The sequence below is a fragment of the Nibribacter koreensis genome, assembly GCF_039541795.1.
Lineage (GTDB): Bacteria > Bacteroidota > Bacteroidia > Cytophagales > Hymenobacteraceae > Nibribacter > Nibribacter koreensis.
The window spans coordinates 187,058-210,541 of the sequence record NZ_BAABGX010000003.1 but is presented as its reverse complement, the minus strand read 5'-3'; the positions used below and the strand labels follow the sequence as shown (position 1 = coordinate 210,541).

The window sequence follows — 23,484 nt, the reverse complement described above, 5'->3', positions numbered from 1 at the left end:
CGTTATTGTTTCTTAAGGATGGTCACAGTTCCTCTCTTCACAAAGTTGATATCCTTGATGTGGATGATGTAGAGGTAAGGACCTACCAATACATTGCCGTTGGTGTCACGCCCGTTCCAACCTTCTTCTGGGTTGGTGGTGTGGAACAAACGCACGCCCGAACGGTCAAACACCTGTACTTCCACGCTGTTGTAGAACTTAAGCTCAGGTACTGTCCAGGTATCATTCACGCCGTCACCGTTTGGAGAGAAGGCGTTCACCAGTTTCAAGTCTACAGTTTCTTTGCTGTAGGCCTCTTTGGTGAGCGTGAAGGATTTCTCAAATGAATTGGCATAAGGATCTACCGTCATCACTCTCACCGTAAAGGTGGTTCTACCAGAAAGACCTTTGTTGGACTTGAGGTACAACTTGTCGCCTCTTATCTCAAACAAGCCGTTGTCTGCAGCACCTTGACCATTGACCAAGAAATACTCATGCTGATTGTCTGGATTGTTGTCAATTGGGTCATCCACATCTACTGCCGTCAACGTACCAATGGCCTGCTCTGGGGTGATGTTAGGCTGGAAGGTGTTTTTGCTTAACAGAATGTTGGTAGGCGCTTGGTTTGGCAGCACACGTACTGTCATTTTAGCTACTACATTGTTTACATTAGACTTATCTGCCGGCATAGTTAAGGTACCGGTCAACTCATAGTCTCCTGCAACGGTACCGTCATAGCTACCTTGCTGCCATACCACAGGCACCTGCGCTGTGTTACCATCTGTGAAGGTCACCGCTACGGTAGCTGGTTTAGGAACCTGCGCGAAGGTGGTTCTTATCTTCACCTCTATCATGGCTGGCGTTGCCACAGACACTGCATTTGGTCTAACGGTCACGGTTTGCGTAGCAGTGGCCGTGTTGCCAGACGCATCAGTTACGGTCCAGATGACGGTAGTTACACCTGTTGGGTATTCTACCAGACCGTTGTTGGTGGCCGTTGAAACTGAACAGTTGTCTGCCGTTACCGGGGTACCCAAGGCTACGTTAGAGGCAGTGGTTTTGCCAGGGTCAACGTTCACCGTCACATTGGCCGGAGCTGTGATGGTTGGGTTGATCTTGTCCTCTACCGTTACCGTCACTACGGCGCTAGCTGAGTTGCCATTGACGTCTGTCACGGTTAAGGTGACAGTATTGGCACCTACGTTGGTACAGTCAAAGCTTGTTTTACTTAGGCTATAACCACCAGCTGGAATAGAGCAGTTGTCTGTAGTGCCGTTGTTGATTTGTGCCGCTGTGATAGTGGCAGTGCCGCTGGCATTTAGCTGAACCGTGATGTTCTGAGCTAGGATGACAGGAGCAATCTTGTCTTCTACCGTAACGGTGGCAGTGGCAGCGTGTGTGTTCCCGCTTTGGTCTGTCACTGTAAGGACTACCTCATTTGCACCTATGGTAGCGCAGTTGAAAGCAGTTTTATCAAGGGTGATAGAAGCAATAGAGCAATTATCTGAAGAACCTCCGTCTACTTGTGCTGGTGTAATGGTGACATTACCCGTAGCGTCTAGTTGCACGGTGATGTTCTTGGCAATAGCCACTGGTGCTACCTTGTCTTCAATGGTAATCACCGCCTCTACAGAGGACACGTTGCCATTCTTATCTGTTACCAGAAGGGTTACTGTGTTCTCACCAAGATTAGAGCAATCAAACACGGTTTTAGAAAGCGTCATAGAAGCAATGCCGCACGCATCTGTGCTACCATTGTCTACCTGAGCAGCCGTTATGGTAACAGTTCCATTGGCTCCTAATTGCGCAGTGATGTTTTTGGCAATAACCACTGGCGCTACTTTGTCTTCTACCGTGATGGTGGCGGTACCAGAAGCTACATTCCCGTGCACATCTATCACTGTCAAAGTAACCGTATTGGCACCTACATTCTCACACGTAAACTCGTTTTTGTCTAGCGTTAACGATGCCACGTCACAGTTGTCTTTGGAACCATTGTTCACCTGAGCAGCCGTGATGGTAGCCTTACCTGTGGCATCTAGCTGTACCGTTAAGTTCTGCGTTAGCACAACAGGCGCCAACTTATCAACCACTGTAATGATGGCAGTAGTTGCGTTGGTGTTACCGCTCTTATCTGTTACCGTGAGAGTTACTGTGTTCTCGCCTACATTGCTGCAATTGAAGGTAGTCTTAGATAATGCCAGGGCACCAATTCCGCAGTTGTCTGTAGAAGCGTTGTTTACCTGCGCTGCCGTCACCGTGGCTTCGCCGTTGGCGTCTAGTTCTACCGTAAGGTTTTTGGCAATAGCTACTGGCGCTATCTCTTCTACTACCGTCACTACTGCTTCTGCCGTAGAAACATTTCCGTTCACGTCTGTCACCGTCAAGGTTACCGTGTTAGGACCGGTGGTAGTACAGTCAAAGCTAGTCTTAGAAACAGCTATAGAAGCAATACCGCACGCGTCTGAACTACCATTGTTGACATCTGCCGCAGTGATAGATACAGTACCGTTAACCCCTAATGGAACCGTGATATTCTTAGCAATGGCCACTGGAGCCACATTGTCTTGAATGGTCACTGTCACCGTAGCAGTAGAGACGTTGTTGTTTACATCTGTCAGCGTTAGTGTTACTGCATTTGCTCCTACATTGCTGCAGTCAAAAGTAGTTTTAGACAAAGTCATGGACGCAATACCACAGGCGTCTGCACTGCCATTGTCCACGTCATTTGCCGTAATTATCACTTTACCAGCAGCGTCTAATTGCGCAGTGATGTTTTTAACAAGTACCACCGGAGCAATTCTGTCTTCTACCGTCACCGTAGCGTCCACTGAGTGCGTGTTGCCACTCTTGTCTGCTACCGTTAAGGTAACCGTGTTTGGTCCTATGTTACCGCAGTCAAAGGCTGTTTTAGACAGTGTCATCAATTCAACCCCGCAGTTATCTGTAGAGCTGTTGTTCACCTGGGCGGCGGTAACAGATACTTTACCAGTGGCGTCTAGTTGCACGATGATGTTCTTGGCAATGGCCACTGGGGCTATTACGTCTTGTACTGTCACCACGGCGGTTGCCGTATGCGTGTTGCCACTGTTGTCTGTGGCTGTTAACACTACTGTGTTCTCCCCAAGGTTGCTACAGTCAAAACTGGTTTTGGAAAGCGTTAGAGTTACAGCACCACATTGGTCTGCAGAGCCATTGTCTATCATGGCTGGCGTGACCGTTGCCACCCCACTCGCATTCAGCTGAACCGCAATGTTTTTGGCCTTGGCGACCGGAAGATTTTTGTCCTCAACCGTTACTGTAGCAGTCTTAGTTTGCGTGTTGCCGTTCACGTCTGATACGGTTAACGTAACCGTGTTGACACCCACGTTGGTACAGTCAAAGCTGGTTTTGTCTAAGCTGTAGCCATTGGCTGGAATAGAGCAGTTGTCTGTTGAGCCGTTGTTGATTTGGCCCGGCGTGATAACTACCGTACCGTTGGCATCTAACTGAACCGTAATGTTCTGAGTAAGGACAGTTGGCTTTTGAGTATCCGAAACAGTTACATTAAAACTAGTGGTAGTTACATTACCCGCTGCGTCTTTTGCCTCAAACGTGTTAGTGGTTGTACCTACTGGGAACAAGGAACCAGAGGCAAGGCCAGCCGTTTGAGTGATGGTGAGAGGACCGGTGCAGTTGTCTGACACATCGGTACCAGTAGTTACTATTTTATATCCAAACGTAGTTCCACCATTACCATTATTAATAAATAGTTGACCATTTGTATATCCAATTCCCCAGCTTGGATTAATTGCGGCCACATCAGACGGCATTTTACAGGTACCAGAATAAGCACCTGTAGCCTTATTTATGAAGTATACCGCCTCTAAGCTTTCATCATAAATGATCACTTCCTTACCAGGCACACCTGTATAACCTATGAAGCTGGAATTTATGTTGCTAATACTTACAGGTAAACCGGTAATGTTTATAGTACCGATTGCTAGCCCATCCACATGAGAATACCTATGAATTTTCCCTTGGTAATAGTATAGTATCTCATCTGAGTTGTAATCAAAATCGCCTTTTGATTGGAATTCAGGTTGTCCAATGGGAAGAATCTGAGTACCTGTTCCTAAAGCATACCCATTTATATCAAGATGTTGTTTACGGATTCCATTTGCTTGACATGTGGCGCATGGATTACCTTCTAATTGATTATCAATTGGATTCCACCACATTCCTCTCCAATCATGGCCTGAGTTATTAGTTGTAAAAACTAATTGCCCATCAGAGTTAAACGTCTCTAAAGGCAAGCTTGAGCTTCCACCTCTTGATAAATAGTACAAGCCTTTAAGAGGATTGTAAGCAATATTTATTTTTGTTGATCCTATTCCACCTTGTAAATTAAATGTTGCCACTGCTTCTGTAAGGGCGTTATTACCACCTACCGTGAAATTTACAATAGCCCCGCACTTATCTACATCATTGGTCTTAGTGATAGAAGCAACTGCCGCAAATACCGGCGCGGTTACGTCTTTCACCACCACTGTCTGGGTTTGGGTTGCAACGTTTCCGCTGCCGTCATCATACTTCCAGGTGATAGTGTAATTTCCCTGGGCTGTATAAGTTACCGGGTCTGTGGTTGTGCCAGTCACCGTTCCTGCCGTGTTGTCTGTGGCTGTTGGAGCCGTTACCGTGGCAGCACATTCCCCAGTGACAGTTGCCAATGGTTTTACATTAGGCACTGGTGCTGTTTGGTCTGTAGCTGTTACCGTAAAAATCTGAGTAACCTTGTTACCCGAAGCATCAATTGCCGTCAAGGTGACCGTAACAGGCACGTTCTTAGCAAGGGCAGTGCCTGCTGCTGGTGCCTGCGTGATAGTTACCGTACCAGAATTATCTGTAGCAGTGGCCAGGGTTGCGTAATCTTTTAAAGAGGCTGTACCTGTTATAGCATCTAACGCTACAATCTCATTGGCTTGCGTAGAGGTGAATACCGGGTTGGTATTATCTACTACCGTTACCGTAGCCGTTGCAGTATTCACGTTTCCGTTTACATCTGTGGCCGTAAGCGTTACAGTATTTGCACCCAAGTTAGCAGCCGTGAAACTAGTTTTGTCAACGGTAACCGAGGCAATGCCGCAATTATCCGTTACACCTGCATTTACATCTGCCGCCGTGATGGTGGCTGTACCATTGGCATCTAAGAAGACCGTGGCATTCTTAGCAAAAAGACCACCATCTGTTTGTACAAATACATGCAGTTTTTTGGTTGTGAACGAATTGGCATTGCTAACAAAAGTCCAATCTGTATGGCCACTTCCTTGATTACCAATACCTAAATCTGAAATATTATTAATGTTTTCAGAAAATCTATTATAAGCAAGAAGCGTCTGCTGCGCTCCATAATTATGAACCTGAAAAGACCCGTAACAGTTAGCGCCATCTCTTGAGTCATCAAAATCATAAATCCCCGCATTGGCACCAGGCAAGGCAGTAGCATTTCCTGTACCATAACAGTTAGACCAAATCTCAATGTTACCGGTGGTGATACCGGTGCCGGTAGTCACGCCCGCGTTAGAACTAGCAAACACATTTAGGTTGTTCACTTTCTGCTGGAAGCCTGTGGCTCCTGTAGGTACTCCTAACTGGGAAACATTCTGGCTGAAGGCATCCATAGATACCCACACCCATTTATTGTCCAGCTCTAAAGCGTAGGCAATACGGGTAATGGTTTTCCCTTGCAAGGCCGCCGCATTATTCACCGCATAGAGAATATCGCTTGGGCTGTTGAAGTCAGCTCTATCAGGGATGTTGAGCGTATAGGCAAGATTGAAGTTAGATGCTTCAGAGACATTGCTCAAAAGGTTGGCAGGCGCCGCAAAGGCAACTGCTCCTGGTTTTTGCGTGTCTTTAACTATCACTTTCTGCTGCGCCGTAGACACATTCCCATTCCCGTCATTGAAAGACCAAGTAATGGTGTATTCGCCCTGCGTGTTATAGGTTAAAGGACTTGAAGTAGTACCTGTGATAGTGCCAGCACAATTGTCTGTAGTAGTAGGGGCCGTCACGGTGGCAGAACACTGACCGGTCACATCTGCCAGAACAGGAACCACCGGACTAGTTACGTCTTCAATCACTACATTTTGAGCCGTAGCCGTAGCCGTACAGCCTGTATTGGTTACTATTACGTTGTAGCTTCCTGATGTTGTAGCAGTATAAGTGTTGTTTGTTGCGCCATTAATAGGAGCACCATCTTTTGTCCATTGATACGTGCTACCAGCCGCCGATGCAGCAGTAAAGATTACAGAACCGCCACTGCACTGGATAAGCGGATTAGAAGTTGTGAAAGATACGGTTGGAGCCACAAACGCTAGGGCAGTGCCCGTTACCTTGCCAGCTACCCAGTTAGAAGAAGCTCCTGTAAGAGCGAAGTTGGTCAAAGTACCGTGATCAACACCTACTAGATCGCTTAAGGTAATAACACCGGCGTTATTTTCTCCAACATTGCCGTGGTTAAACTTGTAGTAAGAAACCAAACCAGTTTGCGGAAGGGTTAACTCAGCATTCATGCTGTTCTTTAGTTCTCCTTCGCAAAGTACCCGGTTCCATAGTCTTACCTCATCAATAGAACCCGCAAAAATTCCGTTTTGCAGAGGAACTCCTGGCTTATACCCAATGCCCCTGGATGACAGGTTGAATCCGGTTAAATTATTGGAGCCGCTACCATCTGGTGCGCCATTTATATAGATTTTAACAGAACCGGTAGTAAAGTCACGAGTAGCCGCTACAAACACCCATTCATTAAGTGGAATGGTCTGCGCAGACTCAGTGGCATTGCCCCAAGTGGTACCATTCCCGAAGTTGACGTGCAACTTGTTGTTGGTGTTGTTGATGGACAAAGAGCTGATATTATCCTTAGCCCAAATCTCATCATAGCCAAACCCGTTGTTTGCAGTCCTATAAATCCAGGCACTTATAGTAAGTGACTCTAAGCTATTGTGAACATTTCCTAAATCCACGATGTCATCAACACCGTCAAAGTTTAGGGCTGTTGCTGGGGTAACAAGAACTGTAATAATTGCTTTGCCATTACCTGTGTTTGTTCCTGCTACATTATTTGGATTAGCTCCTGCATTAAAAGAGCCTCCTCCTCCCCCTGAACCCCATTGACCACCTCCAAGGTAGTTGTTGCCGCCGCCGCCGCCATTGAAGCCGCCGCCGCCGCCGCCAGCTCCTGTATTGTCTGACCCACTGCCTCCACCACCATATCCTCCATTAGCTCCAGTAAAATATGGATGCGAATAAGTACCTCCAGCTCCCCCATCACGAGGTGATTTCCCCCCAATTCCTGCGGGGTTTCTTAGCATTAAGCCATTGCTACCACTTGTAATCCATCCTGCACCACCACCGCCAGTTGAATACATTCCAACATTTGCGCCACCATTTCCACCATTTCCATTAATTCCCCCTGTTGCATTACCTGGAATTGAATTTCCATTTGTAGATACATTAGTCGCAGAGCCTACACCACCAGCCGCCGCTACGCTATATGTGTATTCAGATTGGCCACCTCCACCGGCGGCAACAACCAATGGTAAAGCATCTGCACTATTTCTATAAATATAAGTGCCACCTCCACCTCCAGCGCAATAATTAACACCTTGAGATGAGACTCCACCTTGTCCACCTATTAGGATTCGAATAACTTCTCCAGGTGTTACATCAAAGTCTCCCTTGATACTTGCCCCCTTTCCGCCCGCATTTCCGCCACCTTGAGCACCAAAACCTTGAATTGAGATTTTAGTTACCCCAGCAGGGACTGTATAGGTCTGCACATTTCCGGTATAGTTAAATGTAGTAGTCTGCGCCGTTCCAACAAAAGGAACAGCCAGCATCAAGAGAGCAGCCATCCAGGAAAAGAGCGTTTTGACTTTTGACTTTTTAAAGTCTTGTGTTTTCCACCTTAGCTTGGGTGGCGGTGAGTAGAATTGCTTCATATAAAGGGTTAAGTAGTAGATAGTATGAGTGAGCGAATTATTGATAACAATCTAAAAGCATACAGTAGAACCATCATTCTGAAGCCGTAAAGGGGATAGAATGATGGTTCTACTGTATGCCTGACCAATGCACCCTATCAATACCAAGGGTATAACAGGATAAGCTTGATAGCCTTTGTAGACTATCTGTTTTACTATTCATAAGGAAAGCCCTAAAGCTTTTGGTTTAAAGCGGATTCTAAAGGCTTATTCTAAGCCAAACTGTTACTTCTAAAGGGGGTATTCTTACTGTGGTATATGAAAAGCCAGGGGGATAGCTAAAGGATACCAGAACATCTAGTGGGGAGAAAGATGCTTTTGCAGCTTAATTTTTTTTGAAAGACAGGACAAATGTAGAAACCTTTATCAGTATTTAACGTAAGGCCTCCAATAATTTTATCACAAAAAGTCAATTTAAAATTTAATAAAGCCAAAAAACGAGCTTTTTAGGATGTATAAGCACTTTTTTTGACAAGGAGAAATACGGATTCTTGTTTAGAATTAACAAAAAATGCCCTTTTACAAGGTTAAGTTTTGTTAAAGCTAGAACAATAGGAAGAACTGCTCTGGCAATGACAGATAATCGAGGTGGCGACAATCTTTTATTCTGCCACACAATCAATGGCCTCTGCACAGGTTTAGCCATCATCAGGTAAGACCAATATTATTTAACTAACCTTCTAAGCTTATACTAGAAGCATACTATTAGCTAGAGAAAACCTATCCAAATAAATAACAACTGAACGTCTTAGCCTTAGGGATTACAAGCGTTTAATTACATACAGGCATCCATCTCTAATTGCAAAGACGATTAGAAGGCAACCTTATTTGGTGTGTTATCTTTTTGATTCAAATTACACTCCCAGAACCAAGAATTAACCCTGCCCTACCCACCTCGTTTTTTGCCTATTTACCAGAAACAAGGCTAAAAACGGCACTATCCCTAATACTTAAAAAACCTTATTGGTTAAACACATATCAATAACTTTAGGTTAGCCTGGGTACTTAGATGATTGTCTACCATACGGGCATAAAAAAAGCAGCGGCCTTGAGCCGCTGCCTTTCCAAAAGCATCCTATTGTAATTCCTTTCCTTATTGTACTACTATTCTCTGTACTGTTTTCTGTCCAGCCACGGTGATGGACACCATGTAGACACCTTGTTTCAAGCCTAGTGACTGTAGAGCTACGGCGGCTTCGGCGCTGTTACCGTTCAGGGTTCTAGTGTGCAATACTCTTCCGCTCATGTCAAGCAACTGGAAGGCTACGTCACCGGCACCTTGTGGCATCTCGTCAAATCTGATGTTCAGGTTGCCGTTGCTCACTGGGTTAGGATACAAGGTGACTCTCAATCCGTTGCCAGCGCCTTTGATGCTGTGTTGTACTGCAATCACTTTAGAGTACTCATTCTTGGTGTCAATGTCTACTTGGTTCAAGCGGTAGTACACGGTGCCTTTAGGGGCTTGACGGTCTGTGAAGGTGTAGTCTCTCAAGATGCTGCTGTTACCAGATCCTTTTACTTCGCCAATCTTCACAAAGTCCTTACCGTTGGTGCTACGCTCAATCTCAAATCTGTCATTGTTAATCTCTGTGGCAGTGGCCCAGCTTAGCTCAATGGCTCCGTTTCTAGACACACCGTCAAACTTGGTCAAGGTTACTGGCAAGGCCTCACCTGGCTCACACTCAGAGACGATCACCTGGGCAGTGGCAGTGGCAGTTCCGCAGTCATTGGTGGCCGTCACGGTGATAGTTTGTGGCTGACCTAACTGATCTTCTTCAAAGATGGCGGCTACGGTTACAGATCCGTTGGTTTCTTCAATCACGATGAAGCCTTCTGGCAAAGTGAATGAGTAAGTAACGCCTTCTTGTACTTCTGCTACGCTAAAGGTGTAGAACTCATCTGACAAGTTACAAACCGTGTCTGGAGCAGTGATGGCAACAGTTGGCTCTACACATGGCCCGCCGCCGCATTCTGGCTTAGGAGTAACTGGCAGGGTGTCTGTAGCTTTACCGCAGTAGGTTTTCTGTGACTGGTTGTTGCCGGTGTTGCCGTTTCCGTTGTTAGGGTTACCATCTGTGTTGTTTCCGTTGCCATTGTTACCGTTGCCGTTTCCTGGCTTGTTGTACTCAGCATTCACAGAGATGGCACCTGGCAAAACTCCTGCAACTACTACTATTTTCTCTGTTCCTTGTCCAGATACGATCTCCCATCCGGCAGGCACTGTCCAGGTAATGTTGAAGAACTTAGGGTTAGCACCACCGTTGCCGTTACCTTGCTTGTCAATGGTTGCGGTGTAGGTTAAACGCTCACCCGGGCAATACTGAGCGGGGCCTGCAATGTCTACATTGGCGTTGCGCCCTGGGTGCACTGGCTTGGTTCTTACTTTAGTGCCACACTCTTTGTGCGTCACTTTCACTTTCATGGTACCTGGTTTCTCACCTACTTTTACCGTCACGCAGTTAGTGCCTTGACCAGAGATGATCACCCAACCAGTTGGTTCTTCACCGGCGTGTGCTCTTGGAACGTCCCATACATAAGAAGTGTAGTTAGCGTCTGCGGCAATGCAATAGGTTACAATATCACCTGGGCATGGATCATAAGGGCCAGTGATAGGAGATGGCTGTGAAGTAGCACATTTGCCAGAAGCATCATTGCCATTGTTTCCGCCGCCAGTGGTACCACCACCGTTAGTGCCGCCAGTTACCGGAGCGCATTTAGAAAGATCAAACATGACAGTACCAGTGGTAGTGGCCGCCTTGGCAGACACTTTCAAGGTCTTCATGGTAGAGTACTCATAGGCGCTAAGGTCATAGGTGAAGATGTCTTCTGCACCGTTTTTGTAACCGTTAATACCTACGCCCTCAAACTTGATAGAGTAGAATGGGTTGTTGGTGCCGTTCTCAACCGTGTATTTGTATTTGGCTGAAGAGTAGGCCACTGCTGATGACGTAACGCCCGCGCCGGTTGGCAATTCAAAGGCAACGTTGCTTAAGTCATTAGAGCAGTTTGTTTTTACTTTGAATGAAAGACGAACAAAGTCGTTTTCAATTGGCTCAGCGCCCATGAAGGTAAAATCAAAGCACTCATCAGAAGCAGTGCATTGTGCTTGGGCTTGTTGCGTGAATCCGAAAAGTATGAACATTAGGATGCTAGCCCATGAAAGTATGAATCTTTTCATAGTAATAGGATTTATAGGAAAAAGGAAATTTGAGGGTACTTTGCTAGGTATTCGGGTTCTCTTGGGGAAGAGAGTCGGGGAGAAAGCTTACCTTAGTTCAGGAAGATATGGTAAGTAAGGTCTGCTATTGCTGACTGAATCTGGATAGGAAGTACAATTATTTTCATATATACAGTGTTTTGAAGGTTATATTGCTGTGTTTTATTATATTTCAGCTTACATACCTCTTTAACGACCTTTCCTACGCCCGGTTTCAAGATTTTTGCACTTTATCTCAAAACTACAATTACCTTATTTGAAATGTTCAATTTTTACCCTATTTTACTCTCATAACACACACTTTTGTACTAAAAGACGCATTTTAACTATTGCATTTTAACAAGTTTTACATATTATTCCATACCATTGCCCATATATATTGAGTTTCGGCTTAACAGAGAGAAGTTCACAAAAAGAGCCGAATTGCTTAGGACAATAACAGGAAAAGGGCTGAAGACAAGGCAGAATTCAAACGATATGTACATTACAATGCGCAGGCAATTATCTAGTAGCTTCTCACGCATATATGTGCTACCAATCCAAAACCCGGAAATTAATGAATGTATTAAACCCTGCTAGACAAAGGGGTATCCCAAAAGAACTAGAAAGGCGGAAAGGCGACTAAAAATTCATCAAAAAAAAGCCTGACTACCAATTAGATAATCAGGCTTCATTTTTAGTGATTTGTGGAGATGCAGGGAGTCGAACCCTGGTCCAGACAAGGAAACTTGAGCGCTTTCTACATGTTTAGTCTTGGATTGGTTTTCGTGTGAGTTCAGGCCCAAGCCTGGCCTATGAAATCACCTTAGGTGCTTTAGTTTCATGCACTCCCCACACCTTGGAGTACACTAGATCGGCATTACGATGCCCTGTGACCAACCCCCACCGAACCGAGGAGCTGCAGGACAATGGCAAAATGCTTAGTACCTAGACTAGGCAGCCATGGCGTAGTTAGACTCGCCAGATAATAGTCGGTCAATTCTGATTTACGGGAAAACAGCCAACTCCCGACATGCTTACACCCAGCTTGCTCAAGCTGTCAATTCCGGTCATCCCCAATGTGTAAAAGAACGTGTCACTCTTACTTATACGCCCGAAGGCCTGCAAAAGTAACCAAATAATAGACAAATGCTAGCTCTTTCTGGTTCCGCGTTTTTGGCTTGTTTTGGTGAAAACAGGCCAAAAACGGCTTTACAGAAACGTTTTCAGCTCACTTAAACAAGCCACCTCATAGGTGGGTTTTAACGGAATGCGCTTACGCTCAGGGTTAAAGAACACCTGGTCCAGGCCTGCATTCATGGCACCCAGAATATCAGCCTCCAGGTTGTCGCCAATCATGAGGCTCTCGCTGGCCTTCACGCCGGCGCGTTCTAAAGCATGCTGATAGATGCGTTTGTCTGGCTTGGTGCAGTTAATACATTCAGACGTGACCACCTCAGAGAAATACTGCGTCAGGTTAGACGATTGTAGCTTAATGGCCTGCACGTCTTTAAAACCATTGGTAATGATGTGCAGCGTGTATTTCTGCTTCAAATACCCCAGCACCTCATGCGTGAACGGAAACACCGCCGACTTGGTAGGACAGATGTCTGTGTACGCCTCACTCAGGCCTTCGGGCACGTCTTCTTCGGCCACGCCTAGACCGGTGAGGCATTTGACAAAGCGTTTCTCCCGTAGCTCCTGCTGGTCAATCTTGCCCTTGTGGAACAGGTCCCAAAGCCTGAGGTTGATATAGCTGTACTTCTTGTAAAAGTCTGTGATGGTGAAATCTCCCAGGCGGTGCAGCTCAAACTCATGAAACAGGTGCACCAGCGTTTCTTCTGAGTTTTTCTCAAAGTCCCAGAGCGTATGGTCCAGGTCGAAGAAAATATGGCGGTAGGTTTTAACTTTTTTCATGAGAGTAAGCGTTGGGCCTTCAAGAACGGAGGCGGGTGGGGCAAAGTTCTTTGTTCTAGGATAAAACCCGTGATTTGGTACAATGTTTATTTACGGCATGACAGGTCATCTCCTCCAAGAATTCTACAAACCTGTAAAATGTCGCTGTTGCAGACGGTTAATAGCCAACTCTCTATTAGAATAGAGCGTTTGGTATACTTCCTGGTCATGGAGCAGTTGTTGGTCTTTCTCCAGGTAGCCAAACATCTGCTGCAACAGGTCCAGCATCTCGTCTTTGATGGCATAGAAAGCCCATTGATCCTGCTTTCTAAAGGACACTAAACCGGCGTTTTTAAGGTAGATGAGGTGCCTGGAAGTCTTAGTCTGCGTGAAGTCCAATACCATTTCCATGTCTGCAATGCAGAGCTCCTTGTTGCGGAGCAACAGGTGCAGAATACGGATGCGCGAGGCATCGCTCATGGCCTTGAATACTTGTTCCCCGAAATTGACGTTGAAATGTTTGAGCCTCATGTTCTACTAGCTGCGTAAAACAAATTTACGCCACCTGCGGCACAAAGTACCACAAATAAGGCTATACTTGTAAACGATCTTATTCAATGCAGACTTACTCTTCCGTTATTACTACTTCTCTTGCCCGCAGGTGGCGCCTTATTTTCACGTTTAGTGCGCTTCTTTGTTTCTATTGGGCCTTCTCTCCTACCGTTGTGCATGCCCAAGGCGGCAAGAAAGTAATACAACTCACAGGCGTAGTAGCCGCCGGCGACAGCCTCTTGGGCATACCCGGAGCCAGCGTATATGTCCCCAAAGCCGGCCGAGGCACCAACACCAACGAATATGGTTTCTTCTCGCTCCCGGTCCTAGCCGGCGACAGCGTGGTGATCAGCTCCCTAGGTTTTGCCAAGCAGTCCATCATCATCCCAGCCAATTTTGAAAAGCAGAGTTATTCTGTGATCATTGAGATGCTGGAAGACCCAACCATGCTAGCCGAGATCAAGGTGTTTCCGTATGCCACCTTCAGGGAATTCACGCAGGCGGTCATGGCTATGAAACTACCGTCACAGGATGTAGACCAACAGACGGCCATGAGTAAACAAATTTTGGCGCAGATGTATGAGAACACCCCCATGGACGCTACTGCCAACCACCAGAACTACATGAACCTTCAAAACCAGCAGATGCTACGCAGAGGCGGTTACAACCCAGGTGCCACCAACCCACTGCTCAATCCGTTTGCCTGGTACCAAGTCATCCAATCCATCAAACGCGGCGATTTCAAGAGAAAGGACTAGAAAGGCTTTATTCCATACAAGCAGAAGGCCCAACCATGATGAGGTTGGGCCTTCTTGCTTTAAGACGAGTTCGTTTTTAGCCTAATTTCTGGAAATTAGCCCAAAAACGATAAATGAGCGTCCTCTACAAATACAGTAATATAAAAGACGCCACCAAAGCCAATACCACCAGCCATCCCCTCAATCTTCTCTGGCTTGGCGTCTCACTGTTCCCCCATCGCTGGTTATAGAACTCATACTTGCCACGGTAGCGCAATACATTAAAGATTAAAATACTGAGCGCAACCACTAACCCAATCAACTTAGCATAGTTAAATTCGCCGGGTTCATTTTTTTGAGGCTCTACAAACAACCACAAAACTTCATAATAAATTTTACAGCAAAGAAATACTTGCATCACACTAACTAACCCAATTCCCCTCGGCCCATCGGCACCGTCTCTTGAGTAAAAGAACTTGGTCACCCTGTAGAATATGTAATCAAAGAACTTCATTTGTAAACTCTTGGCTCTGCACTAAATTTCACTCGCACGCTCTATTCATGCAAAAAGGAAGCCCACTCCTGTAAAGAATGGGCTTCCCGAAAATCGTTTTTGGCCTATTTCTCAGAAAACAGGCCAAAAATGATAAAGAAGCATCTTTACAAAAAGATTATTGCTAATGGTACCATTAAAGCAACCACCACCAACCATCCTCTGAGCTTGCTTTGCCTAGAAGTTTCACTGTTTCCCCAGCGTTGGTCATAAAGTGAATAGTTGCCGCGGTAACGCTTTAAATTGAAAATCATGATAAGCAACCCTACTACCAAACCTATTTCCTTGGTGTAGCTGACTTCACCGGACACATGTAAATGGGGAGGCTCAAATAGCCAAAGTATCTCATAATAAATGTTGGCTAAAAGGACCCCTTGAATAACAGTTAGCATCATGATTCCTCTGGGACCATCAGCTCCATCCTTATCGTAATAAAATCGTGTAATCCTATAGTAGATGTAATCAAAGACCCTCATTTTTAAACTATTGGCTCTGTATATTAATTTCCCATTGCGCACTGCCCATTTAAATAAGAAGGCCCACTCTTGTAAAGAATGGGCTTCCCAAAAATCGTTTTGGGGCTGTTTCCTAGAAAACAGGCCAAAAACAAAGACTACTGATTGCCTTGCGGCTTCGGTTGCTGTTGGCGTTGCATCTGCTGTTGCAACGGGTTGGGCGTCACACCTTGAGGTTGTTGCTTGAACAGTTCAAAGCGCGAAGGTGCCATGCGGGCCGGGTAGGCGTTGTTGCTCATGTCAATGTCAGCGGTTTCCTGGAACGGATCCAAGACGAAGCTCACCACCGGCTTCTCGGTCACAAACACCTTGGTCACCTCCTTCTCATTGTAGCGCCATATTTCTGCGGGTATGCGCACAATCTGGTTGGTGCCGTCAGAGAAGGTCATTTGCATCACTATGGGCATTACCAGACCGCCGTTGTTGCGTAAGCCCACCTCATAGAAGTTTAGGCCTTTCTCTAGAATAGCCTTCTCTTCTGGGCTCAAGGCTTGCACGTATTTTTGGTAAGTAGCCTGGCTTTCTGGCGTTACGGCTAGCGGGTCATAGGTATTGTAGAAGTCCTTTAGCTCGGGCTTGGTATCAAGCAAGGTCTTAGGAATGTCTTGCAGGTTGCGTTGCTGTGAAATGCTCAAAGGCGCGCTGTTAATCTCTTCCCGTCTTTTGGCGTTTTCTACCTGCGGGTTTTTGGTGTCTATTGAGTACCATTTCACGCCGGTCAACTCCTGCTCTACGTGGTCTGTGGTGTAGAACCAGCCTCTCCAGAACCAATCCAGGTCAGTGCCAGAAGCGTCTTCCATGGTCCGGAAGAAGTCTGCCGGCATTGGATGTTTGAAAGCCCAACGGCGCGCGTATTCTTTAAAGGCGTAGTCAAACAACTTACGGCCCAACACGGTCTCACGAAGAATATTCAAAGCGGTGGCCGGTTTGCCGTAGGCGTTGTTACCCAGCTGGGAGATTGACTCAGAGTTGGTCATGATGGGCTGTTGCATGGCCTTGTCCATCTTCATGTAGGTAGTCATGTTTCTGGCCTCGCCGCGGCTGCTTGGGTAATCACGCTGCCATTCCTGCTCAGCTAAATACTGCACGAAGGTGTTCAAGCCTTCGTCCATCCAGGTCCACTGACGCTCATCAGAGTTGATGATCATCGGGAAGAAGTTGTGGCCCACCTCATGGATAATCACCGAAATCATACCGTATTTGGTGCGCTCTGTGTAAGAACCGTCTTTCTCAGGACGGCCTCCGTTGAACGAAAGCATTGGATACTCCATCCCGCCTACCGCGCCGTGCACTGAGATAGCCACCGGATACGGGTAGTCAATGGTATACTTTGAGTATACTTTGATGGTGTGGGCTACTACCTCGGTGGAATACTGTCCCCACAGCGGGTTTCCCTCCTTCGGGTAGAAGCTCATGGCCATGGTGTTCTTGCCGGCGTAGTTCACGTTCATGGCATCCCAGATGAACTTACGGCTAGAGGCCCACGCGAAGTCGCGCACGTCCTTGGCTACAAACGTCCAAGTCTTTTTGCCCTTGGCTTTAGACTTTTCGGCTTTCAAGGCTTCTTCTGGCGTTACAATCAAGACTGGCTTGTTGGCTTTCTTGGCTTGCGCCAGACGGCTGCGTTGCGTAGAAGTCAAGACGTCCTCGTTTTGCAATTCACCGGTAGAAGCTACAATATGGTCAGCAGGCACGGTCAGGCTTACTTTATAATCGCCAAACGGAAGGGCGAACTCGCCCGTGCCCAGGAACTGCTTGTGCTGCCAGCCGTTCACGTCATCATAGACGGCCATGCGCGGGAACCACTGCGCCATCTGGTACTCATAGTTGCCGTCTTCGGGGAAGAACTCATAGCCCCCGCGGCCGCCTTGCTTCTTTTGGTCATTAATGAGGTTGGTCCAGTCAATGGAGAACTTCACAGACTGCTTTGGCTTAAGAGGCTGCGGCAGGTCAATGCGCATCATGGTGAAGTTGATGGTGTATGGCAATGCTTTACCGTTGGCATCTTTCACTGATTTGATTTTGTACCCACCGTCAAACGTCTGCTCTGCCAAAGCCTCTGCCGTGCTGAACGGCGCCCGCGCCGGCACCGAGTTGGTGCGCGTGAGGCTGGTCATGGAGTTCTTCTCAAAGATGTTCTGGTCCAACTGCACCCACAGGTAGGTCAACATATCTGGTGACAAGTTGGTGTAGGTGATAGTCTCAGAGCCGGTCAACGACTGGTTGTCATCGTTCAATTCGGCTTTGATGTTGTAGTCGGCGCGCTGTTGCCAGTATTCATGGCCGGGCGCGCCCGAAGCCGAACGGTAGGTATTAGGGGTTGGTAACTCTTGGGCCAGTTGCCTGAACTTAGACTTATCAATGTTTTCCTGCGCCAAAACCGGAGCCAAAGCGCTTAACAGCAACCCCGAGGCGAGTAAGAACTTCTTCATTCTAAAGGTTTGTGAGTTTGTGGTAGTGTGAACGAGCAAATTGGGCAATTATTGGCCAAAAACAAAGCTTCTGACGCGTGTCCCTACATTAATTTTGCTCGGTCAGGTTTTCCCCGAAATAGTATTTTATATCTTCTTTCAAAGACTTCATCATCTGCAGTACGCGCAACCCCATGGGAATGATGATGACACCCAGCGCTACAAATCTGTAGTAGTATGGGTGGTAGTAATAGCCAATCCACGCAAACCACAAAGGCGTAAGCAAGACCCCCAGACCAAACACGGCCCCAAACAGCAGCACTAGATAGCTGAACAGCCGTGCCAGCTGGTACCACCATTTGGCTTTCATGGCCAGCGTGCGCCTAATGTAGGCCTCATGGTCCTTTTTGGCTTGACGGCGTACCCGTTCCTTCCCCACTTCGGCCCAGGCAGCAAACTCCTTGGGGTCAGCGGGCGGCTCATAGACGTATTGGTACTTCTCCCAGTCCCGCTCAGCTTTGGATTTGGGGTCTTCTGGTTGACTGGAGGTTACAGGCGAAGGCGCGAAAAATTGAGAAGGATTAGCGTGATAGCCTTGCAAAAACTCGTAGGCGGCCTGCACCCGCAAGAACGTCTCCTGCGCGTTGGGCTCACGGTTTCTGTCGGGGTGGTACTGCAAGACCAACTGGCGGTAGGCGCGCCTCACCTCTGGCATCTGCGCGCCAAAAGGTACCTGCAACACTCTATACGACTCCGCCAGCATGTTCTTTTTTTATGCACGGAAGGGTTTCCGTTTTTGACCTATTTTCTAGAAAATAGCCGAAAAATCCTGGTCTAAAATGAGCATAAGCGCAATGGCCCCGGCAGCCGCACTCACGCCCAACACCCAGTCCCTTCTGGCCACTCTAAAAGCATTCACCAAAATGGCGCTCACCACCAATATCAACACCACAATTAGCAACTGGCCCAGCTCAATGCCCACGTTGAAGGCAAACAGCTCCAGCACGATGTTTTCACCTTTGCCCAACAGGGACTTGAGATAGTTAGAGAAGCCCATGCCATGAATCAGCCCGAAGGCCACCGCAAAGAAGTTGCTCCAACTAAATACCACTGAACCCTTGCGTTTGTTTTTGTCCATCTGCGTGAGGTTATAGACACACGTTAGCAAAATGGTCACTGGTATCAATAACTCAATCAAGGCCGTGTTAAACTTTATCACCTCCAGCGTAGATAAAGCCAGCGTGATGGAATGCCCCAGTGTGAAACTGGTCACCAGCGCTAAAATTCTTCGCCACTCCTGCCCTGTGTACAGCGCACACATGGCCAGCACAAAGACCATGTGGTCATATGCCTGTAGGTTAAAGATATGATGGAAGCCTAACTGAAGATACGTGTAAAAAACGGAAGACACAGGAATGGAGTGATTGAATTTGTAAGCAGACAAATTTAAGCAATGCCTGTTCTTTTGCAAGAAGCGTTTTTGGCTTGTTTTCTGGAAAACAGGCCAAAAATGCCACTAACATCGGCCGCCGTTGTTGGTGTTATCACCAACAACCAAGACTGCCGTACAATCTGCTCTGTCCCCCTTTGAAGGGGGTAGGGGGATGACTTACTCTTGGTGATACGTTTCCCTTTTAGCTTCTGCCTCTCAATTCCTTCTCACCACCCATCTTCTTTCTTACTTTCTACCCGCGTTTGTCACTTTTCTCCTTGATGTTCAACCTAACCAAAAGAATCAAGAAGAAAAGAAACTCGCTGCCGCTCAGACAGTCTTTTCTTCGTCTTTATGCACCTGGCCGATGTGATCTGTTTCATAGCCAGCTTACGCCTTCGCCAATTGACAGGCTACTACTCGGTCCCTGCCCATGCTCCGGGCGCACAGCCAAGGCTGCCCTGCGCAAGGTCGGTCAGCCGGCGGACTAATGGTTGAGAAGCTGCAATGCCTTTATGCGCTGGCGCGGATAACCTCAATGCCGACTCAAAACTCAAAACTCAAGACTCTCAAAAGACCTCATAGTGTGCGGAGCTCCTACGAGCGTCTTCTTCATTTTCAGCCTATTTCCCAGAAAACAGGCCAAAAACGAATCAAGCCAATTGTAAACGAAAAGGCGCCGAAGGGAAAACCCTCCGACGCCTTTTCTTATTCATCATTCATTCTTACCTATCTACTGGCAAGTCAATGTCAATGTTCACAAATTTTATCTGGTCACCGGCCAATACCGCCTCTACCACCGCGTCCTTCCGGATGTCGCCGCCCAGGATGGACTTAGACAGCTCGTTCAAGATGCGGCGCTGTAGTACGCGCTTCAACGGACGGGCCCCAAACTGCGGATCGTAGCCTTCGCGTCCCAAGAAGTCCAATACCTCATTGGTGGCTTCCAGACGGATGCCCGAGTCTTCCAGACGTTCCTGGATGTGACGGAACTGGATGTCCACAATCTTCCGGATCTCTCTAGAGCTCAACGGACGGAACATAATCAGCTCGTCAATCCGGTTCAGGAACTCCGGCCGAAGCGTTTTCTTCAAGACCTCAAACACTTCGTCCTTGGTGCGCTCAATGGTTGGCTCTGGGTTCTTCTCATCCAGATCCTGGAAGTTCTCCTGAATGATGTTGGCGCCAATGTTGGACGTCATGATGATGATGGTGTTCTTGAAGTTGGCCACGCGTCCCTTGTTATCCGTCAGGCGGCCGTCATCCAGCACCTGCAACAGGATGTTAAACACGTCTGGGTGCGCTTTCTCAATTTCATCCAGCAGAATGACAGAGTACGGCTTACGGCGCACGGCCTCAGTCAACTGACCGCCTTCGTCATAACCCACGTAGCCCGGAGGCGCCCCTACCAGACGGCTCACCGCGTGGCGCTCCTGGTACTCGCTCATGTCAATCCGGACCATGGCGTTCTCATCATTGAACAGGAAGTCGGCTAAGGCTTTGGCGAGCTCCGTTTTACCTACCCCGGTAGTTCCCAGAAAGATGAACGACCCGATGGGGCGCTTAGGGTCTTGCAACCCGGCGCGGCTCCGGCGAACGGCATCAGAAATGGCCGCAATGGCTTCTTCCTGACCGGCTACTCTTCGGCCTAGTTCTTCTTCTAGGCGCAGGAGCTTCTCGCGGTCGCTTTGCAGCATTTTATTCACCGGCACGCCCGTCCACTTGGCCACTACTTCAGCGATGTCTTCAGAAGTCACCTCTTCCTGGAGCATGTGCTCACCCGCCTGCTGTTCCTTCACCGTCTCTTGCAACTGCTTCAAACGGGCTTCGGCTTCCTGGATAATACCATAGCGCAGCTCGGCTACGCGACCGTAATCACCAGCGCGTTCGGCGTGGTCTGCTTCCAGTTTATATTGTTCAATGGCTTCCTTCTCTTTCTGGATGCCTTCAATGACCTGTTTCTCACTCTGCCATTTGGCGCGCAAGGTGTCCCGGGCTTCGCTTAAATCAGCGATTTCCTTAGACAGTAGGTTCTCTTTTTCCTTGTCATTCTCCCGGCGGATGGCTTCGCGCTCAATCTCCAGTTGCATGATTTTACGCTGCACCTCGTCCAGTTCTACCGGCAGAGAATCCATTTCAATGCGAAGCTTGGACGCGGCCTCGTCAATTAAGTCAATGGCTTTGTCTGGCAAGAAGCGGTCAGAGATATAGCGGCTGGACAATTCCACGGCAGAGATGATGGCATCGTCTTTAATACGCACGCCGTGGTGTAACTCATACTTGTCTTTGATACCGCGTAAGATGGAAATAGCATCTGGAATACTAGGCTCATCAACGGTCACCGACTGGAACCGGCGCTCCATAGCCTTGTCCTTCTCAAAATACTTCTGGTACTCTTTGAGCGTGGTGGCCCCAATGGCGTGCAGTTCACCTCTCGCCAAAGCTGGCTTTAATAGGTTGGCGGCGTCCATGGCACTCTCTCCACCGGCACCGGCGCCAATCAGGGTATGTATCTCGTCAATGAAGAGCACAATCTCCCCTTCTGAGTCCACCACTTCTTTGATGACGGCTTTCAAGCGTTCCTCAAATTCGCCTTTGTATTTGGCACCGGCCACCAGCAGACCCATGTCCAGGCTCATGATGGTTTTGGATTTGAGGTTCTCGGGCACGTCACCGGAGACAATGCGCTGGGCCAAACCTTCCACGATGGCAGTTTTACCTACCCCCGGCTCACCTAAAAGAATTGGGTTGTTCTTGGTACGGCGGCTCAGGATTTGGAGCACGCGTCTTATTTCCTCGTCACGGCCAATCACGGGGTCAATCTTGCCCAGGCGCGCTTGCTCATTCAGGTCAATGGCATATTTCTTAAGGGAATTGTATTTGGCCTCGGCGTTCTGGTCGGTTACTTTAGAATCGCCGCGCAGTTCTTTGATGGCGGCTTTCAGGCCTTTCTCCGTGATGCCCGCGTCTTTCATGAGCGTGGCTACCTTGTCGCGGCCCGCCAATAAACCTAAAAGTAAGTGCTCAATGGCCACGTATTCGTCGCCGAACTCTTTTAAATACGACGTTGCTTTTTGCAGGGCCGCCGCCGCGTCATTGCTCAGGTATGGATTTCCGCCGGTCACCACTGGATAGGCGGTTACTACCTCGTTCAGGCGGGATTCGAATTGGCTGATACTCACGCCCAGCTTCTTGAGGTAGAAGTTGGGCACGTTTTCGTCGGTTTGCAGGATGCCCTTAAGCAGGTGGCCGGTTTCAATGGCCTGCTGCTGGTTGCCTCCCGCAATCTCAGTGGCCTTCTGTACGGCCTCCTGAGACTTGATGGTATAATTGTTAAAGTTCATAGCTTCTATATATCGTGGTTGAGTGGTTACTACTTTTCTACGATGCCAGAAGCAAACAGGGTACCGAACCGATTTTAGCCTACTTTCCGGAAATTATGACAGAAACAATTGCAATACTATTTAACATAATGAGACAAAACGTCTTGATTATAGCTTGTCGAATTCTTTAGTGGTGGCTACCGGTGGATTCAGTTTCTGCAACAGCTTTAAAATCATGCGGTAGACTTCCTGCAGTTTGTCCATGTCCAGGATGGCGTCGTCTTTGGAGAAGGTAAGAAACGGCGTGGCATCTGGCTCATCATTGTCCACGCTCAGTTTCAATTCACAGTTGGAATGTTCTAGCAAGGTCTGCCGTACCTTGGCATCTGACAGTAGGGACGCTAGGGCAACGGGGTCGTTGGCTTTAATCACGAAGGCGTCATCCAGGTCAGGCAGGTTTAGTTGTACGTCTCCCATCCCGAAGAACTTGCCTATCTCGCTCATCCAGTCCTGCTCATGCAAGGCAAACCGCAGAGGCACGTTGGTAGGCACCGGCGCCATGAACGTGGTAGACGAAGAACCTCCTTCAAACCCGCCGCCCAGGTCAATGTCAATGTCCAGAAAAACTTCGGTGTCATGAAGCATCAATTGCGCCGAATAGCTGGTGAGGTTCTTATCGCGGGCAAGGTCAATGGTGAGCTGGCGCCAAAGTTCTTCTTCTGACGTACCGGAGAATCTGCGAAGTGTGTCCATAGGAATCTTTTGTACTTGCTAATGTTCTATCAAAAACCTGGTGGCCATAAATGCCAGTGGCCTTACGGTAAAGACGTAAGGCCACTGGTTTAGGTTAGGTGTATGTGCATTTGATT

12 protein-coding genes and 1 other RNA gene are annotated in these 23,484 nt (G+C 47.7%); 1 reads left to right on the top strand and 12 read right to left on the bottom strand.

Features of this window, described 5'->3' with window-relative positions:
• Nucleotides 1-2: 2 nt before the first annotated feature.
• The 6 genes from ABD880_RS16350 to ABD880_RS16325 form a co-directional block, all read right to left on the bottom strand.
• Entirely contained in the window at nucleotides 3-7,331 is a 7,329-nt protein-coding gene (locus tag ABD880_RS16350; protein WP_345168484.1) for a LamG-like jellyroll fold domain-containing protein, read from the bottom strand.
• Nucleotides 7,331-7,462 carry a hypothetical protein gene (locus ABD880_RS16345; RefSeq protein WP_345168483.1) on the bottom strand — a complete coding sequence of 44 codons (132 nt, stop codon included), beginning with the start codon at nucleotides 7,460-7,462 and terminating at the stop codon, nucleotides 7,331-7,333. The genes ABD880_RS16350 and ABD880_RS16345 overlap by 1 nt, the downstream gene beginning before the upstream one ends.
• Before the next feature lie 1,631 nt (nucleotides 7,463-9,093).
• Entirely contained in the window at nucleotides 9,094-11,178 is a 2,085-nt protein-coding gene (locus tag ABD880_RS16340; RefSeq protein WP_345168482.1) for a T9SS type A sorting domain-containing protein, read from the bottom strand.
• A gap of 723 nt (nucleotides 11,179-11,901) precedes the next feature.
• Nucleotides 11,902-12,274: a transfer-messenger RNA gene (gene ssrA, locus ABD880_RS16335) on the bottom strand.
• Nucleotides 12,275-12,408: 134 nt separating this feature from the next.
• On the bottom strand, nucleotides 12,409-13,113 hold the full coding sequence (locus tag ABD880_RS16330) for a YjjG family noncanonical pyrimidine nucleotidase (RefSeq protein WP_345168480.1): 705 nt from the start codon (nucleotides 13,111-13,113) through the stop codon (nucleotides 12,409-12,411).
• Nucleotides 13,114-13,236: 123 nt separating this feature from the next.
• Nucleotides 13,237-13,623 carry an ArsR/SmtB family transcription factor gene (locus ABD880_RS16325; RefSeq protein WP_345168478.1) on the bottom strand — a complete coding sequence of 129 codons (387 nt, stop codon included), beginning with the start codon at nucleotides 13,621-13,623 and terminating at the stop codon, nucleotides 13,237-13,239.
• 86 nt (nucleotides 13,624-13,709) lie between these two features.
• Between ABD880_RS16325 and ABD880_RS16320 the strand changes: the two genes are divergently transcribed.
• A complete protein-coding gene (locus ABD880_RS16320) occupies nucleotides 13,710-14,402 on the top strand; it encodes a carboxypeptidase-like regulatory domain-containing protein (RefSeq protein ID WP_345168476.1) in 693 nt (230 codons plus the stop codon).
• Between the two features lie 639 nt (nucleotides 14,403-15,041).
• On the opposite strand, the gene ABD880_RS16315 is transcribed toward ABD880_RS16320, so the two are convergent.
• The 6 genes from ABD880_RS16315 to ABD880_RS16290 form a co-directional block, all read right to left on the bottom strand.
• Nucleotides 15,042-15,329 (bottom strand): hypothetical protein, encoded by a 288-nt coding sequence (locus tag ABD880_RS16315; protein ID WP_345168473.1) that lies wholly within the window; start codon nucleotides 15,327-15,329, stop codon nucleotides 15,042-15,044.
• A gap of 218 nt (nucleotides 15,330-15,547) precedes the next feature.
• The gene (locus tag ABD880_RS16310) at nucleotides 15,548-17,881 is read right to left on the bottom strand and encodes a M1 family metallopeptidase (RefSeq protein ID WP_345168471.1); all 2,334 of its coding nucleotides are present in this window, start codon (nucleotides 17,879-17,881) and stop codon (nucleotides 15,548-15,550) included.
• A gap of 88 nt (nucleotides 17,882-17,969) precedes the next feature.
• A complete protein-coding gene (locus ABD880_RS16305) occupies nucleotides 17,970-18,623 on the bottom strand; it encodes a DnaJ domain-containing protein (protein WP_345168469.1) in 654 nt (217 codons plus the stop codon).
• 45 nt (nucleotides 18,624-18,668) lie between these two features.
• On the bottom strand, nucleotides 18,669-19,271 hold the full coding sequence (locus ABD880_RS16300) for a HupE/UreJ family protein (RefSeq protein WP_345168467.1): 603 nt from the start codon (nucleotides 19,269-19,271) through the stop codon (nucleotides 18,669-18,671).
• A 746-nt stretch (nucleotides 19,272-20,017) separates the two neighbouring features.
• Nucleotides 20,018-22,636 carry an ATP-dependent chaperone ClpB gene (gene clpB / locus ABD880_RS16295; RefSeq protein ID WP_345168465.1) on the bottom strand — a complete coding sequence of 873 codons (2,619 nt, stop codon included), beginning with the start codon at nucleotides 22,634-22,636 and terminating at the stop codon, nucleotides 20,018-20,020.
• A gap of 147 nt (nucleotides 22,637-22,783) precedes the next feature.
• Nucleotides 22,784-23,368 carry a hypothetical protein gene (locus ABD880_RS16290; RefSeq protein WP_345168462.1) on the bottom strand — a complete coding sequence of 195 codons (585 nt, stop codon included), beginning with the start codon at nucleotides 23,366-23,368 and terminating at the stop codon, nucleotides 22,784-22,786.
• Nucleotides 23,369-23,484: the final 116 nt, after the last annotated feature.

Bases quoted from the DNA above. Each gene is read 5' to 3' on its own strand.
- ABD880_RS16350 (WP_345168484.1), bottom strand. From the start codon at position 7,331: ATGCTAAGAAACCCCGCAGGAATTGGGGGGAAATCACCTCGTGATGGG.
- ABD880_RS16345 (WP_345168483.1), bottom strand. From the start codon at position 7,462: ATGGAAATTCAATTCCAGGTAATGCAACAGGGGGAATTAATGGAAATG.
- ABD880_RS16340 (WP_345168482.1), bottom strand. From the start codon at position 11,178: ATGAAAAGATTCATACTTTCATGGGCTAGCATCCTAATGTTCATACTT.
- ABD880_RS16330 (WP_345168480.1), bottom strand. From the start codon at position 13,113: ATGAAAAAAGTTAAAACCTACCGCCATATTTTCTTCGACCTGGACCAT.
- ABD880_RS16325 (WP_345168478.1), bottom strand. From the start codon at position 13,623: ATGAGGCTCAAACATTTCAACGTCAATTTCGGGGAACAAGTATTCAAG.
- ABD880_RS16320 (WP_345168476.1), top strand. From the start codon at position 13,710: ATGCAGACTTACTCTTCCGTTATTACTACTTCTCTTGCCCGCAGGTGG.
- ABD880_RS16315 (WP_345168473.1), bottom strand. From the start codon at position 15,329: ATGATGCTAACTGTTATTCAAGGGGTCCTTTTAGCCAACATTTATTAT.
- ABD880_RS16310 (WP_345168471.1), bottom strand. From the start codon at position 17,881: ATGAAGAAGTTCTTACTCGCCTCGGGGTTGCTGTTAAGCGCTTTGGCT.
- ABD880_RS16305 (WP_345168469.1), bottom strand. From the start codon at position 18,623: ATGCTGGCGGAGTCGTATAGAGTGTTGCAGGTACCTTTTGGCGCGCAG.
- clpB (WP_345168465.1), bottom strand. From the start codon at position 22,636: ATGAACTTTAACAATTATACCATCAAGTCTCAGGAGGCCGTACAGAAG.
- ABD880_RS16290 (WP_345168462.1), bottom strand. From the start codon at position 23,368: ATGGACACACTTCGCAGATTCTCCGGTACGTCAGAAGAAGAACTTTGG.